The organism is Shewanella hanedai, assembly GCF_007197645.1.
Taxonomy (GTDB): Bacteria; Pseudomonadota; Gammaproteobacteria; order Enterobacterales; family Shewanellaceae; genus Shewanella; species Shewanella hanedai.
The window spans coordinates 1-16418 of record NZ_VKGK01000036.1; the positions used below are offsets into that span (position 1 = coordinate 1).

10 protein-coding genes are annotated in these 16418 nt (G+C 41.6%); 1 reads left to right on the plus strand and 9 read right to left on the minus strand.

Annotated features, from left to right (window positions below):
* Window positions 1-191: 191 nt before the first annotated feature.
* The 7 genes from nagP to FN961_RS21380 all read right to left on the minus strand — a co-directional run bounded on the left by nagP (window position 192) and on the right by FN961_RS21380 (window position 10351).
* A complete protein-coding gene (gene nagP / locus FN961_RS21350) occupies window positions 192-1499 on the minus strand; it encodes an N-acetylglucosamine MFS transporter NagP (protein WP_373293470.1) in 1308 nt (435 codons plus the stop codon).
* A 247-nt stretch (window positions 1500-1746) separates the two neighbouring features.
* Complete coding sequence (gene nagX, locus FN961_RS21355; protein WP_144042198.1) at window positions 1747-2883, minus strand: transmembrane glucosamine N-acetyltransferase NagX; 1137 nt, start codon at window positions 2881-2883, stop codon at window positions 1747-1749.
* A 110-nt stretch (window positions 2884-2993) separates the two neighbouring features.
* Complete coding sequence (nagA, locus tag FN961_RS21360; RefSeq protein ID WP_144042199.1) at window positions 2994-4121, minus strand: N-acetylglucosamine-6-phosphate deacetylase; 1128 nt, start codon at window positions 4119-4121, stop codon at window positions 2994-2996.
* A gap of 50 nt (window positions 4122-4171) precedes the next feature.
* On the minus strand, window positions 4172-5074 hold the full coding sequence (gene nagK, locus FN961_RS21365; protein ID WP_144042237.1) for an N-acetylglucosamine kinase: 903 nt from the start codon (window positions 5072-5074) through the stop codon (window positions 4172-4174).
* Between the two features lie 218 nt (window positions 5075-5292).
* Window positions 5293-7959: a family 20 glycosylhydrolase gene (locus tag FN961_RS21370; RefSeq protein ID WP_144042200.1), complete on the minus strand. Its 2667-nt coding sequence runs from the start codon at window positions 7957-7959 to the stop codon at window positions 5293-5295.
* Window positions 7960-7997: 38 nt separating this feature from the next.
* A complete protein-coding gene (locus tag FN961_RS21375) occupies window positions 7998-9491 on the minus strand; it encodes a methyl-accepting chemotaxis protein (protein WP_144042201.1) in 1494 nt (497 codons plus the stop codon).
* Window positions 9488-10351: a type 2 periplasmic-binding domain-containing protein gene (locus tag FN961_RS21380; RefSeq protein ID WP_144042202.1), complete on the minus strand. Its 864-nt coding sequence runs from the start codon at window positions 10349-10351 to the stop codon at window positions 9488-9490. The genes FN961_RS21375 and FN961_RS21380 overlap by 4 nt, the downstream gene beginning before the upstream one ends.
* Window positions 10352-10987: 636 nt before the next feature.
* Here FN961_RS21380 and FN961_RS21385 point away from each other — a divergent pair.
* Window positions 10988-11710: a SapC family protein gene (locus FN961_RS21385; protein ID WP_144042203.1), complete on the plus strand. Its 723-nt coding sequence runs from the start codon at window positions 10988-10990 to the stop codon at window positions 11708-11710.
* Window positions 11711-11910: 200 nt separating this feature from the next.
* Here FN961_RS21385 and FN961_RS21390 read toward each other — a convergent pair whose 3' ends face one another.
* Together FN961_RS21390 and FN961_RS21395 are read right to left on the minus strand one after the other, a co-directional pair.
* On the minus strand, window positions 11911-13437 hold the full coding sequence (locus tag FN961_RS21390; RefSeq protein WP_144042204.1) for a tryptophan halogenase family protein: 1527 nt from the start codon (window positions 13435-13437) through the stop codon (window positions 11911-11913).
* A gap of 104 nt (window positions 13438-13541) precedes the next feature.
* Entirely contained in the window at window positions 13542-16163 is a 2622-nt protein-coding gene (locus FN961_RS21395; RefSeq protein WP_144042205.1) for a TonB-dependent receptor, read from the minus strand.
* Between the last annotated feature and the right edge of the window lie 255 nt (window positions 16164-16418).

Sequence of the window (16418 nt, forward strand, 5' to 3'; positions counted from 1 at the left end):
TTCAACTTGATGAGGCTTGAGTTGGTTGATAATGTCAAAAGCTTGAGATACTTGCATAAAAAAATCCGAGACCTAGAGGTAGGACTCGGATTCTGAAGCATCTAGAAGATCAGTCAACCGAACGATTTATCACTAAATGATCGGCATTAGCCGTTAGGCTCCTTTCTTTAGCTATTCGATAAAGCTGGACATTACTTCCAGCTTTTCATCTTATAACCCTTTACGGCATAAAATAGAATGAAGAGGTAACAAGGGAACATCACCATATATCCGCCCTGTTGACCAAGTGATGATACAGAGCTAGTTAGTCCCCAAAATAGTGGCCCAAATGCACCACCAGCAATACCCATGACTAACAGCGCTGAACCTGTACTGGTTAGTTTACCCATTCCAGATAAAGCGAGTGGCCATACAGCAGGCCATACAATCGCATTTGCCAACCCTAAGAAGGCTATCATAAGCAAAGTGTCTGGAAGCTGCGCACCACCAAAAGGGACAAGCATGGTATTAGCAATCGCATAAGATTCATTGTCACCAAATACGATACCGAGTGTGAGCAGTAAACCTAAGATGGCAGAGATCATTAATGCTTTAGGCTGCGAGATAAAACGTGGAATAGTAAGAATACCTAAGGTGTAACCCAGTACCATACAGATCATCGTATATGAGGTCATCACACCATAGCTTTCAATGCCTAATGACAAGGCAAATGTACCAATCGTATCTCCTGCTATCACTTCAACAGCGACATAGAAAAACAGCGCCATGACACCAAAAGCAAGATTTGGATGAGACAATGCCTCTTTAATCTGACCTTTACTGTTAGTTTGTCCCTCTTCATCTTCATCCGTTAACTCAGGCAGTGGAGACTTCTTAACCACTAGTGCAAGTAAACCGATAAATAGAGCCATTCCTAAGTATGGCAGTATAAGCCCATTAGCCATCTCATCTATTTGAACAGATGTTAATTCAGTACCAACTCTATCTTTAAAGCTATCTAGAATTAACGCGCTGAACACTAAAGGAGCGATAACACCAGCACCTTTATTCAAGATCCCCATCACGCTAACTCGTGCTGCGGCAGACTCTTCAGGGCCAATGCGAACAACATATGGGTTAACTGCTGTTTGCAGTAACGTCTGTCCTGCTCCCATTACAAGCTGAGCAAAAAGAAACAGTGCAAAAACTTGAGTTTTGGCTGCTGGGATAAATAACAGACCGGCAATCATCATGACTCCCATGCCCAACGCCATACCGTTCTTATATCCTACTTTTCTAATTACCCACGCTGATGGTAGAGCGGTAAAAGTGACTGCGATATAGAATGAAAACAGGATGAGGGAGGCTTGAAGAGGACTGAGCTGAAGGATCTGTTTTAGATAAGGCATCAACGAACCATTGAGCCAGGTTGCGAATCCGAGGACGAAAAACAGCATGGCAACGATTGCCATCGGAATAATACTGCTGCGATTTTTGTCACTATTTAATGTCATTTCCATAAGCCTACTTCTTATAATATTTTTTTTAATTGATGATATCCGGTAAACAAGACATCTCTTTTTATAGTTCTGTAGTCAAAAAGGCCTTCAAAATACACTATTTTACCCACCGATAAAACAGGCCTTGTTTCATCGATGTTAAAACATTAAAACAAAAAAGACAACGCTGTCATTTTAAGTTTTAACACTATTGCAGCAGAATTTTCCCTTTAAAAAGTAAAAAACGATAAATAATAGATCCTTAAACTTAAACCTTTATGAATATATCTCGTTTATACATCCAAAATAACAGTAACCATTGCACGAGCAACAGAGCAACAGCTGCGGCTAACCCGTGCGCTGAAGATGGAAAAGCATTAACCACACCACCAAATACGCTTTGGGCAGTATACTTCCAATCAATCAAGCTAGATGACAAATAGATAATAATTGCATTACACCCAATAATTACAAATGGGAACGCTATTATCTGCCATTTTAATACGTCAACGATGCCATAAAAAACAGCTAAAAGTATAATACTCCAACCCGTTGTTACCAGAACAAAAGAGCTCGTCCATAGGTCTTTATTCACAGGGATAATCATATTCAATAGCCAACCACTTGCGAGTACTAGCGAGCCAACCAACAACATAGACGCGACTTTAAACCACTCGCCTTTTATGTGGTCTTTGACAATAAAGTGTCCAACAAAAACCCCTGCCATTGCATTTGCTATTGCCGGAATGGTTGACAACAAACCTTCAGGATCTAATGGTCTATTTTGGTATGTGATACCCGGTAAATAATGCGTATCGAAATAAGCGTTGATTGAGCCTTGAGGAGTAAACACTCCAGCAGTTCCACCGGGGAAAGGGACAAATAACTGAGCGAATCCATAGCCTAAGAGTATGCCTAAAGTGACAAATATCTGAGTTCTTAAGCTTGTATGCCAAACGAGCATAGCTGCAAAAAACCAAGCAAAAGCTATCCGGCCCAAGACACTTGCATACCTGACTTCATCAATAGCAGTAGGAGCACCAGTTCCCCAACCATGGTTATATAAAACGCCAAAAAACAGAAGTAATAAAAGCCGCTTAATTGAATGTATGTATAACGGCATCCTCTTCGCCATAGGCAGCCTATCTAAACGTTTAGGAGAGAGTCCAAGGGCAACACCAGAGAGGAAGATAAAGAGAGGGAAAATAAGATCATAAAAGGTGAAACCATGCCACTGACTATGCTGCATCTGTGCATCAGCCCATTGCCATCCTTGCCAACTAGTCCATGCAAGCAGACCAGCAAAAAGCGCCTCCCCTCCTAGTATCCAAAACATATCGAAGCCCCTTAAGGCATCAAGCGACATTAACCTTCGTTTGGGGACTTTAGCTTGAGTAGCTTCCATTAGTTCTTCCCTAATTTGTTATTATTATTTTTTATTCGATTTTCTAAAACACAAAGCCTCAGCAGCATGACTGTTGAGGCTTAAACTTGAACCATCACTTAGGATTACCCCTAAAAAACACGCTTACCACCTATATAGGTTTGATCTACATAGATATCATTATTTAATAAAGTAAAGTCAGCACGAGTGCCTAAGGACAATTGTCCTTGTTGCTCAGCAAGCCCTAGAAACTGTGCAGGATAAAGCGAGCCCATGCGTATGGCCTCATCTAAATTGAGCCCTAACATATTGACAGTATTTCGAACTGCACCAGCCATATCCAACACACAGCCCGCAAGCTCACCGGTCACCGCATTTAACCTGTCACCTTGACGGATGACTTGAGTACCAAAAAGCTCAAAACTGGCTTCATCATCCAAGCCCACTGGTGGCATTGCATCTGTAACCAACATCACCTTGCCTTTTGGCTTCGCATAAATGGCAACCCTTGCAGCAGCACTATGCACATGATGACCATCGACAATAAGACCACACCAGGCATCACGACTCTCTATCGCAGCACCAACAACACCAGGCTCACGAGAACCAAACGCTGACATCGCATTAAACAGGTGAGTAAAACCTGTAGCTCCAGCGTCCAAAGCTGCTATAACCGTTTCATAGTCAGCATTTGAGTGACCTAAGCAAACTTTTACATCGGCAGCGACTAAAGCTTTTATCACCTCCACAGAGACGTTTTCAGGCGCTAACGTCACAATTTTAGTCCCCAAATCATGACGACTAAACACTTCGAGCTCTGCATCAGAGATACGACGAATATGAGACTGTGGATGCACACCTTTTTTGGGAATTGAAAGGTGTGGACCTTCAAAATGCACACCTAACACCCCTGCACTGCCTTTTGTTAATGAGGCAGCCACGGCATCAGCGGCTTTACGCATCACATCAATATTATCCGTGATCAGTGTTGGTAAAAAACCGGTAGTGCCAAATTTGGCATGGGCAGAACCTATTGTCTCGATACATTCAACCGAAGTCTCAGCGTTTAATAGAGCGCCACCGCCGCCATTCACCTGAACATCAATAAAGCCTGGAACTAACGTGCCATCTAACGTTATCTCTTTAGCACCTTTAGAAGTATCGAAAGCGAGTATATGACCATCCTCAATTGTGATTGGATAGTTATGATGAAAATCTTTGCCATCGAAAACTTGTTTTGCAATATAAGTTTGTTTCATCAATTAGCTCTCAATTTATTCAGTAACGATTTCATACTCGATAACGCTTATTAGTTCACTTTGCTACCAAACTGCTGGCGAGCAAAGTAGGTAGCGCCAAGTTCAGGTGGCGCTAGAGTCGGTGATAATTTCGCTATTACATCTTTCCCAAGCCAAGGTGCTAGAGGCTCAGCGAGACCGCCAATCATAGAAAAGCGCGGTGGATTTATCTCAAACAGCTTACGAGCAAGCTCACTAATATATGCAGCTCCCTCTTTCACTATGGCCTGCGCGACTTCATCCTGCTGATTAGCGCATTCAAGTACCATTCGAGCTAAGGTAGCGTAAACGCTCGAGCTTTTTCCGGCTAAGTGTTCAACAATCCCTAAGGCACTGTTGACTTTAAAGTGATTCATTAGCTGTTCTGTCAGTATGGTTTTTTCAGCAAAACCATCTAGATGTAGTAAAGACTGTTCAGCTGCCTTTAAGCCTAACCAAGCACCACTGCCTTTGTCTCCTAAAGCAAAGCCATGACCACCAAGGCTAATGTGTTCACCGTCGACATTCGCATAACCACAAGAACCAGTACCGGTAATAATGACAGCACCTTCGCCGCCCTTATGAGCACCGATACACGCAGTATGTAGATCACTGGTGACATACATATCAGCAAAAGGATGTTCCCAATTAACCACATCTTGATAAAGCCTAGGGACATTCACCCCTGCCAAGCCAAGACCAGCGACTAAGCCCTTGCTGTCGCCTAAAGACATGCCTGCATCTTTTAATGCAAGTTCTGTAGACAATTGAATCGACTCAAATGTTTGAGATAGACCGTGAAGTGGATTTGCTCGCCCAGCGACACCGGTGCCAATTACACCATCTTCAGCTGAATAAATCGTTGCTCGACATTTGCTGCCGCCGCCATCAATACCTATAAACAACTGATTCTCCTTCGTCTGGTTCACTTTCATCACAGATCTCATTTACAGTTTTCCAAAACACGCACTATCAGAATGCTGTTTTGCTAACTGTCTAAAGTTAACTTCATGTTACAACAACAATGACAGCGTTGTCATTTACTTTTTTTATTCTTAAATATCCAGCACAGCATCCCTGATAACCTTAAGTTTAAAAGGATCGGTACGGCATGACTAAACCAAAGAGCAAAGTCACACCTGTTTAGTAATTGTTAATTAACGGTGAGAACCCGTCCTTTTCTAACACCATCAGCAGCCACAGCTCTTACTTCGACGAGCCCTTTTACAGCCACAGGAGATTCGAATGTGATCCACTGCCCACCAGCAACTCGGTACTGAATGTCAAGCCCTGGGTAGATTAAATTAGTATGGAGTTGACCATCATAAATATGTGCACCTACGGTAGGTACTCGGTACTCTATTCCTGCTTTATCGAGTTTAAGCAGTTCCTTCTGGCCTAAGGTATTCGCAATCACGCCCCACTGCTTAGCTTGCTCTGCTCGCATCTGTTCTGTAAAAAATGCAGTACTTTGATTATATACTGCACCAGAATATTGGTAAGGCACTTCCCAGCTCGCTTGATGCCATGCTTTTTCAGCCAAAATAAGCAACCTTGGAAAAGTCATATACTCAACCAACTCATCGCTTCTTAGGCTTTCACTCCAGATCTGTCCTTGTATTCCAGCAAAACGCGTATCGGCTTTCATTGGCCCACTGATGCGCTTTCCATTCTCACTCAGCTTTTCAGTATCATCAGCTTCAAAAGCTTGTCCTTGTATATCAGTCCATTGCTCAGCGTTTGCTGGAAGGTTATCTGGCATAAAACCATATAACTTGCGTTCATTACTATTACGACTCGCCCAGTAATAGCCATGTTCCTTTGGATCAGCTTCATAGGGGAAATCAAAATAGAGCACCTCTGGAATACCCAGTATTGCATCCCACCCTAAGTTCGCTTGATCGTGCGCGCGTTTATAGCCGTCATGGGAGATAACGTCCCAAATATTCGATTGAGACTTCTGCGGCATCATTGAAGGTCGAGTGTGGCTCATACCATCACTCCAACCTGCAGGCTCTATGCCTTTATCACTGAGAATATTGGAGACTCGCTCAACAAAATATGCGCCAAATTCATCGAATGATGTTACGCCTTGTACATTGTTAGTCATAAACGCTTTACACTGAGGTGACTCAAGCCAGGCACCAGCAGTTTCATCTGCACCTATATGGTAAATAGTTAAAGGCTGGCCCGCTTGTTCATGTAACTTTGCTATCTCATCAACCACCTTGTCGACGAAGTGGAAAGTAGACTCCATACATACGTTTAAGGTGTTATCGTCATAGTATTGAATCGATGAATACTCAGTTTTATCTTCAAGATCGATCAACATATACTCATTAGCTGCCGCTTCGTCACCTGCAGCCATGAAGCTGTTATATCGTGCCTCCATCGACTTAATTGCAGCCCTTGAGTGACCCGGCATATCCATAGATGGGATCACTTGGATCTGCCTTGCAGAGGCATATTTCAATATCTCAATATAATCGGCTTTAGTGTAGTAACCACTCACACTTGTCTCAGCAAACGGGCCACTGCCAAGCTGAGGCAACAGACAAGTGGTTTCACTGAGGTCGTGACAACGCTTGCTGCCAATATCGGTCAGCTCAGGTAATCCATCGATCTCTAAACGCCAGCCCTCATCATCAGCCATATGCAGATGAAGCTTATTCAGCTTATACGCGGCCATCTGATCGAGCATATCCAGCACTAACTGTTTACTGTGAAAGTTGCGTGATACATCGATATGCATACCGCGAAAATCATATCTTGGTGCATCTTCAATTCGCATGGTATTGATGGAAAGCGCTTTGGTGTCTATCAAGCTAGCCAGTGAAGATAAACCATAAGAGAATCCCGCATCATCACCAGCAGCCAGCTTGATACCTTGTTTTGTTATTTCTAGTTTATAAGCCCCGGTATGAGTTGAGTCGCTAAGAGAGCTAAGAGCAACGGATAACCCATTATCAGTTTCTGGTACGCCAATGCGTGCTAATCGATTAAGAGCGGCAACGATGGGCTCTTTCTTCTGACCGTTAAGTTCAAGCTTTATGCCTGAGTGCAGAGACACAGGTTTATTATCTGACATTAGCTCTACCTTAAGTGGTGTAGGTATGATGCTATTCGTTGCTGCGCCGACCTGAAATTCAATGCCCTGATTAGCTTGAAAAAGTACCTCAGGTGTCGCCCATTTAATTAAGTCAGTATCGCTGCGTTTGTATTGTGTATCTGCATCGGTATATGCCACAGCATAAGGCCTAATCTCGATACCAGTTTCGGGGTCATGAGCCACCACAGTACTCTTAATTAACGCAGGGGTTAACTCTCCAGACACGAGGTAATAGTTTGGCATTGCATCAATTTCAGATAACTGCCAAAGATCGCCACGGAAATCTATCGTTTGGGTTTGCCCTCTCTTGAAGCCTTTAAAGGAGGCCGTTGGCGTTATCTTATGCAGATCACCCTTTACGTGCGTTATAGTGAAATCATCAGACTGAACCTCTTTTACAGGTCTCATCTGACTGTAATAGATTGCCCAATCGTCATTCATGACATCGACACTCGACGTGAGATCTATTTGAGCGCTAAAACAGCGCCCATCTACACCTTCGGTAGGGCAACCATCAGGAAAATTGGTCACAAGACGGTATTTTACATCAAGGGTATCACCCAGCTGGTTCAACGCCGTTTGAGTCATCGTCGGTGAAACATCAGCGCTAGCTTGCGTGACTGAGCTCTTATCTTCCATGACTCTATTATCAGAGCAGCCACTTGTCGCTAATACAACAGTGATGGCGGCAGTCAGTAATTTAAGCTTCATTGTATCCCTCTATTATTATCATTATTCATGTGCTGTTCTCATCCCTGTAAACGGAACGAACCAACCAAGATTCTTAATCTTTCACCTTGGTGAAATAAACGCTCACTCGACTCTGCAAGTTGCTCGCTATCAAGAGAAGCTGAACCGGAGACAGTAGCAAGATCATTTAGATTCTTTGATATGTCATCAGTGACATAAGTTTGCTCTCCGGCAGCTTGTGCAACCTCCAGATTCATATTGCTGATATTAGAGACTAAAATAGTCACGTTACTGAGTATTAGTTTAATCTCTTCAGAGTGACTAACCGCTTCTGCAGATAGAGTTTGACTGGTTTGCATTACAGATACCGTCTCATCAACCCCAGTTTGAACCTGCTGGATCATCTTTTGGATCTCACCAGTCGCTTGCTGTGTCCTGCTTGCTAATGTGCGCACCTCATCGGCCACAACAGCAAACCCTCGTCCTTGCTCTCCCGCACGCGCAGCTTCAATGGCGGCATTCAAGGCCAACAAGTTTGTCTGTTCAGCAATGGCATTAATAACAACCACCACTTCATCAATTCTTTGGGTCTCTTGTTGAAGCTCCTGTACAGCTAATACAGATCGAGACAGCTCATCAGCTAACCTTTTCGTCACCTCCAAGCCTAAATCAAACTGCTGCTGACTGTTATCAACCTCTTTATCTGCTAAACCCGTTGCCTCAGCCGTTGAACTGGCATTGTTAGCCACTTCATTAGCGCTGCTATTAAGCTGGGTTATCGCGGCAACTGCGGCTTCAGTCTCTTTTAACTGTGATTGCACTCTTTGATTGTTACTTTTAGATAAATCACCTAAAGCCGAGGCATCCTGAAGGATCAATTCAGATGTTTCATTTACCTTACTGATAGTGCAATGTATTTTAGCCACAAAGCCATTAAAAGCAGTCGCAAGCTGGCCTATTTCATCCTTGCTTTCTACTGGCAATTTATGACTTAAATCACCATCTCCAGAGGCTATCTCTTCCATAACCGCTGATACGTGAACTAAAGGAGTGATCACTAAGCGTTTTAGGATAATAAAAATAAATAACTGACTTAGAAGCAAAATAACAAGCGCTTGAAGTAAATAGCTCAGCTTGAGCTGGTTAAGCGCTAAGGTGATAGGCGTTGATGAAAAACTGACAAACAACTCCCCAGTTGATTTACCATTGGTTGAGAACTCTACCTGCTTGAACGCTATCGATTCTGCGTCCACAGGGAATGATTGCTTATTGCTGCCAAGTACCTTACCTCTATGATCTTTGATTGATATTTCATATATTTTTTCAGAAGCCAGCATGACAGATAGCACAGCATCTATCTGTTCAAAATCATAATTAAACACAGGCTGAGATAGAGTTACTTTAAGGCTTGCCAAAGTATTGCTTTTGTATTCACTAAAATCAGTCTCTAATCGTTCTGCCTCCATCATATAAGCGATTGAAAACAAAACGCTAACAACGATAAACAAAGCACCTGCTAGCCCAATCTGTACTTTAATGGATAAGCTATTCATCGTACATCTCCTTCCATATTAAACAGATCCAGCCATAACTCATCGCGTCCTATCGGTGTAAGAGAGCTCAGCTGTGGCGTCTGTAATCGAATAATTTTCCGTTTGGTGAATTGCGCTTTACGATACAGTTCATCAATGTTCAGCTGATCATTGAACATCTCATCGAAACTGCCATCTGCCAGCATGCTCTCTAATCCCCGACTCAGATCTTTTGCCAAACCGGGCTTTTCTGGTGAGATGAAAAAATACGCAGGTGAGCGATATTGCAGTAAAATAGCGGTGTCGACCTTCAAGCTTGGATCTGGGTTTTTACCAAGCTCATCCCAAATCTCTTGCGCACCTAAAGCTAAATAATCAAAACGCCCTCCCTCTAACATCGGGTATAAGTTTTTATATTTATAACTTGTTATTAGAGGCAAGCCGTTCTCTTCAATAATACGAGCATCAGGCCAGTAACGATTCTGACCTGCTGAGAAGCGTATAAAATCTTGTTTATCTTTCACATTAGAAAACTGCTGTTGGTCTTCACTTCTAATAATCAACAAGCGATTTCCTAGCAAACCTTTAAATATCGGGATCCTGACGGGAATGACAACCTCTTCAAGTTGCTGTGATGTCATACTCCAAAATATATCAATGCTCCCAGCTAAGGCTTCTTCAACTTTACGCTTTTGATTCATTTCACTCTTTAATAGTGAGATATCGTAGCTGGTATCAGAGCGAGACAGAGCCTCTTTGAGCAAATTAAGCTGCCAACTTTGTGGGATTGTCGTGGTTAACGTTTCGCTATTCGCATTAGCGATAAAGCAGAAAGTAGATAAGAGATAGAGGATGAAAATCTTAATTCGGGATTGTAGCATTGAGTGTTGGTCCTCTTTTATACGTCTGTGCCAGACAAGAGTGTTAATTAGTTTTTTTTACGATGATTCAACGTTCAAACCTACCATCGATATAATCAAGTCAACCTAGAGAAAAAGCCGCTAAGTGTTACATTCAAAATAAAGAAGATAACACTTAGCCAAGTTTAGTTTCTGGGGAGAGACTAGAGAAAATATCAAACACAAACCTATGCCAAATAACGCTGGCAGCGGTTTGCCAAAACATGAATAGGAGACCTCTTCCTTCATCATGCAGACCTTACAACAGACTGTCACACAAGCAGATGACAACGCTGTCATTTACAAACATACACAAGAGCAAACATAATATCTACATTTTTTTGACATTTAGTTAAGGGTTTTTTAGTCGAATCTGAGAAGGTATTTGTCACTCTAAGGAAAATAACAATGTGATGAACCAATCGCACACACCAAAATATGACAACGCTGTCAAAAATTGATAACATCCCAAATAGCATTAGTGTGATAAATAGACACCTGCAAAAAAATATAACAAAGTGGATTTAAACAGAATCGACACAAAACAGCAGAGCAGTTCTAAGCTAGTACTCACCTTTTTATGCTTAATAACTAATAATAAATAGAGGCAACGATAAAATGACAAATATCTCTCCATTGAACTCAACACAACACCTTAATACCTCTATCAAGGAGTCTAAGGACTACAGTCGATTTGCATCACAAAGCTTGATCCCTATCGTAGTGCAAGAGTTTTCCGTTTTAGCTAATGAGTTTCCCATTGTCTTCGTAAAAAATGCTGAAACGGGTCAATTCACACCTATCGCCATGATGGGAATTAAGAATGACTTCAATCTATATTGCCAAACGGAAAATTGGGAAAGCTCTGTAACACCAATAGGTTTTAGCAAGGCACCATTATCTTTAATGCAAACATCACAAAACAGCGATGAGGTGATGGTTTTCATCGATGAGAATAGCGAGCTTGTGTCAAGTACTGAAGGTGAAAAACTGTTCGAAAAATCAGGCGAACAAACTGAGTACTTAAAAAAACGTTCAAGTGCCCTACTGGACCTGGCGAGCTTTACCCAGCAAACAGCAGGCATCACTAAGTATTTTGCAGATTTAAGCTTGTTGACCCCTAAACAACTGACTGTAACGCTCAACAGTGATACCCCACAAGTCAATATTGATGGGGTGTACATCATTGATGAAAAAGTGTTAAACGAGCTAAAAGATGAGGAGTTTCTGACGATAAAAAACAAAGGGTTACTACCACTCATTTATGCTCACTTAACCTCATTACATCAGATTGCTAGGTTGATCACTAAGCAGAATGAGTTAGATAAAACTCAGCCTTAATTAAAATATTGTCTTCGAAAGTGGAGACTCTGTAGGATTAGAGCAAGCTCTATATGTGATATAAAGCTTGCTTCTCTACTAGTTCAATCCAGCTTTAGAAACTCCACTCATTAAACTTTCACTTTGCCACTTCAAATATCTAGAAAAGGTATATGCTAACTAATCGAGTTCGACTAACTCTCTTCAAGTAAGAAAGAAAACTAGATTGATTGAAGCCCATGCTCTTTAATCTTATTAAGTAGCTCCCTATGATCAGGTAACTCTTCTGCCAGTTGCTTACCCATTTTTGCAATCTGCAGAGACTGTTGATTGGCAAGGTGCAATTGTTCATTAGTTAAGTTTTTAACTTGAGTGTGATACTTCATTCCATAAAGAACATAGAGATAGTTATCCAGATCGAACACTTCAAACTTGCTAAAGAAATCTTCTCTATTCGGTACATAACTTTCCCACAGAGATAACCTTCTCTTTAACTCATCAGGAATGGTACTCGGATCTCTATTATCTATCCAAAACTGGGAATCTGTTCTATCCGACAAACAGTAATGCAGTTTAATAAACTCAACCACTCTTTCCCAAGCGTACTCCATCACCTGATTAAATTGAGGTTGAATACTCTGAATTTGCTCTACTGATTTAGGAAAGCGATTAGCGATATAGCTAGCCGCAAAGTCTGTAAGTAGGATGGACGTTGCTTCTAGTGGCTCTAAAAAACCTTGAGCTAAACCAAGACAAACACAGTTTTGATGCCAAAACTTCTCTCTGTATCCTACTTTCATTGGCAGAACACGATAACTTAAATCAGATAATACTCCCCCTAAGTATTTATCTAGCTTGCTAATAGCCGTTTCGTCATCCATATATTTAGTCGAATAGACAAAACCTACTCCTCGCCTATTAGTTAGAGCAATATCCCAGATCCAACCAGCTTGATGAGCAGTTGCTATGGTGAAGGGTGGGATAGGTGCATTAATATTTGTAGGAACTTGTACAGCTATAGCTCTATCGACTAACAGTTGAGCTGACTTATCGACAAAAGGCACCTTAAGTGCTTTTTCTATAATCAGAGCTTCAAACCCCGTGCAATCAATGTAAAAATCATAAACTAGCTCACCATGAGTATCAGTAACTAATGAGCCTACAGCACCAGATACATTGAGTTTAACCTCACTAACATTGGCGATAATATGTTCAACACAAAAACGATCCCGACCATTTTTAGCTAGTAGCTTTGCAAATTTAGCTGCATTTAAATGATAGGCATACCCAAGTGCTCCAGCATATTCTGGGGTGGTTATCTTCTTCGGTGCTTTTAAAGCTTCACAGGCAACAAACTGAGGCGATACTAGGTTGGAATAATCATAGTCCCGATTGTTGAGCCAAAAAGGCGTCAAGTCACCTCCCAAAGGCGATGGTATGTTAAACAGGTGATGAAAAGAATTATCTGAGCCATGATTATCTTTATTAAGCCAGTTGGAGAATTTTATTGACTGTTTAAACGTCACGTCACATTGTGTAATAAATTCAGTTTCGCTTATTCCAAAACTCTGCAACGACTTTCTAATTGCCGGCACGGTTCCTTCACCAACACCAATGGTCGGAATATCAGGAGACTCGATTAAAGTAACAGATACCCCTTCAGTATTAAGTAACGCCTTACCAAGATGATTTGCAGCCAACCAACCTGCTGTTCCACCTCCAACGATAACAACCTTTTTAATATCCATACCTAGCCTTATACATTATTTAGATTAACGATAATGTTGATAACTAATTACTCAATAAAAAGCCCAGCATTCGCTGGGCTTATATCAATATAAATTTACACTTATCAGAAGCGTAGTGCTACACCAACTTTATAGCGAGCTTCACCTTCGAAGCTCCATACAGGGTAGTCAGCTTTAAACTCTGGAATCACTTCTGCGTCAAGCGGAGCAACACCAGTTTGGATACTATCTTCTTCAGTTAAGTTAACCGCTTCAAACGTTATATCCATCCACTCAGTAACGCTGTAACCAGCACTTAAGTCTAATGTTCCGTAATCCTGGTGTTGACGGTTACCGTAGAATCCAGGAAGTTCACGCATCATGTATTCACTGCGCCAGTTATAAGCTAGACGAGCATTAAAGCTATCGTTCTCATAATAACCAACTAAATTCACAGTATGCTTTGAAGAGTCTGAGAATACCCCTATTTGATCTGGATAGTTTTCAGAAGGAGAACCTGCATCTGCATAAGTGTAGTTTGCAGCGTAACCGAATCCACTATCAAACGAATCCTGTAGTTGAAGTTCAATACCTTCGATACGCCCACCGTTAGCATTGTATTTTTCACTTACAGTCCAGCAGTCGTAGACTCCAACACCACAAGCACTCCCACCAGCAGCAATCAAATCATTATCTTCAATACCGATCTGTTGATTAAGCTTTTGACGTGTCGAGATAAATGAGCTCACGTCCTTAATAAAGTAAGTTATCGCAGCAAGCCCTTCACCACTAAAGTACCATTCTAAGCTAACATCTGCTTGAGTCGCTTTAAATGGATCCAGAGATACAGAACCCTGATTAAGTTTCTCGTTACCAGGAGTTCCATCATTTAAGCCAGGTAGTGTAGATGTCGCAAATAATTCTGAATAGTTAGGACGAGAAATAACTTGAGATGCTGAAGTACGTAAAATAAGATCGGATGTTAAATCAAATGCCACGTTAACACTTGGAAGTACATCGCTATAACTTGCCGTGTCAGTACTCAGATTATCTGCAAACTCACCAGTACTACTTAACGCGTAATAGTCAGATTCAATATCAGTTGAGACAAAGCGCAGACCGAAGTTACCACGAATACCTTCAGCTTCGAAATTAGCCATTGCATAAAGAGCGAGGTTCTTCTCGTTTAGTGTTCCATAGCCAGACTTATCACGAGTAAAACCATCGATTGCTGCATTAGCATCTGAAATCATCGCATCAAAGTTAGGCTTTGGCAGAGTAAAACCAGCACCAGATGACATAGTGCCACTGTAATAGTATGAAGCGTCCCGAGAAGCAATATCACCAACAGTTGCAACATCAGTTTGCTGAGTCACATCATGATCCGCATAACGAATACCTGTCTTGAATGCTGTAATAGCACCAAGCTCAACAGGTATTGTCACATCAAACTGTGCATACGTTTCTTCATCTGTGTTTGGTTGCTTTTTAAGTGCCCATCCAGCAGAAGCTAGCTCACCATTAAAATCACTTGAATCAAACGCTTTATTTGCAATATCGATAGCAATGATTTCGCCAGTAGCATCATAGTGGCCCGCAAAGTCACTAGACTTGCCGATAGAGTTACCGTAGTTGGAAGTAAGACTCGTACCTCCTTTCGCTGAAGTATTACCGACACGACCTTCTAAAGTGAAGTTATCAGCTTCGAAGTTAAAATCTAAATCATAGGTCTCAGACGACATTTCAGCTTTACGTGCCCAAGTTTGAGCCCAAGCAAAGGCATCTACACCTGAGTGAGTAATGTCAGTACAAACACCTGCAGCGTTTGTTTGATTACACGTTGATTCACCTTGTTGAGTAGGGAACAAGAAAATGGAAGTATTAGCATTATCAGCTTTAAGATCTAAGGTTGTTACCGTTAAACCAAATTCTAAACTGTCTGTTGGACGGTATTGTGCAGCAACATTAATGGCGGTACGTTCACGCTCTTGCTGAAAAGTTGTTGGAACTATCTCGCCCCAGCCAAGAAGAGTCTCGATACCATTACGCTGGTATTCAGTCTGCGAACCAGCAGCAGAAACTAAAATACCAAAGTTTTCATTTTCATTTTTCCAGCTATATAAGCCTGATAATGCAGGATCAGTCTCTTCTGAGATGGTTCCGTAATCACCCTTCGCACTTAAAAATACCGTGTTAGCATCTAAATCAAGAGGTTTACGTGTCTTAACGATGACTGTTCCACCAATACCACCTTCGGTAATATCTGCTTGAGAAGATTTATAAACTTCAATTCCACTTACCATTTCAGGTGGAAGAAGTGAGTAGTTAAAACTGCGATCTATCGCTTGTTGATCAAACCAGCCCGTAGAAGCTACAGAGTGACCATTCAATAGAGTTCGGGTTAGCTGTGAAGAGGCACCACGAATAGATACTTGTTGTCCTTGGCCAAACTGGCGGCTAACACTGACACCAGGTATACGAGCTAATGACTCTCCTACATCACCATCAGGAAACTTACCGATATCTTCAGCCGATACCGCATCAACGACGGCATCAGAAAATCGTTTTGCATTAACAGAAGCTTTCATAGAAGCACGTAAACCACGTACTTCAATTTTCTCAATATTCTCATCAGCTGTTGGTGCAGTGTCCGCTTCTGCTGCGATTGCAGACATTGAGACTGCTGTTCCCAGCATTAAAGCGATGTTTGTCGCTAGTATACTTTTCTTAAAATTAGATGTTCGCATCTCGTTTCCCTTCCATAACCATATTTTATTATATTTTTTGTATTCATAACCATTCCCTAATGGAATGACAACGCTGTCATGTCAAGAGCAAACACTACACAATAATTAACCCTTGCGCTACAAAAAAATAACCAACAATGATTATTTGCCTTTCAAACACACAATTTCACAACACCATAAACTTCCCTAGCGTCATTTGTAATGGCGGTGTTAAAAGGGCTGTAGCGAAATTAAACAATGAAATATCTTAGAAGC

Bases quoted from the DNA above. Each gene is read 5' to 3' on its own strand.
- nagP (WP_373293470.1), bottom strand. From the start codon at position 1,499: ATGGAAATGACATTAAATAGTGACAAAAATCGCAGCAGTATTATTCCG.
- nagX (WP_144042198.1), bottom strand. From the start codon at position 2,883: ATGGAAGCTACTCAAGCTAAAGTCCCCAAACGAAGGTTAATGTCGCTT.
- nagA (WP_144042199.1), bottom strand. From the start codon at position 4,121: ATGAAACAAACTTATATTGCAAAACAAGTTTTCGATGGCAAAGATTTT.
- nagK (WP_144042237.1), bottom strand. From the start codon at position 5,074: ATGAAAGTGAACCAGACGAAGGAGAATCAGTTGTTTATAGGTATTGAT.
- FN961_RS21370 (WP_144042200.1), bottom strand. From the start codon at position 7,959: ATGAAGCTTAAATTACTGACTGCCGCCATCACTGTTGTATTAGCGACA.
- FN961_RS21375 (WP_144042201.1), bottom strand. From the start codon at position 9,491: ATGAATAGCTTATCCATTAAAGTACAGATTGGGCTAGCAGGTGCTTTG.
- FN961_RS21380 (WP_144042202.1), bottom strand. From the start codon at position 10,351: ATGCTACAATCCCGAATTAAGATTTTCATCCTCTATCTCTTATCTACT.
- FN961_RS21385 (WP_144042203.1), top strand. From the start codon at position 10,988: ATGACAAATATCTCTCCATTGAACTCAACACAACACCTTAATACCTCT.
- FN961_RS21390 (WP_144042204.1), bottom strand. From the start codon at position 13,437: ATGGATATTAAAAAGGTTGTTATCGTTGGAGGTGGAACAGCAGGTTGG.
- FN961_RS21395 (WP_144042205.1), bottom strand. From the start codon at position 16,163: ATGCGAACATCTAATTTTAAGAAAAGTATACTAGCGACAAACATCGCT.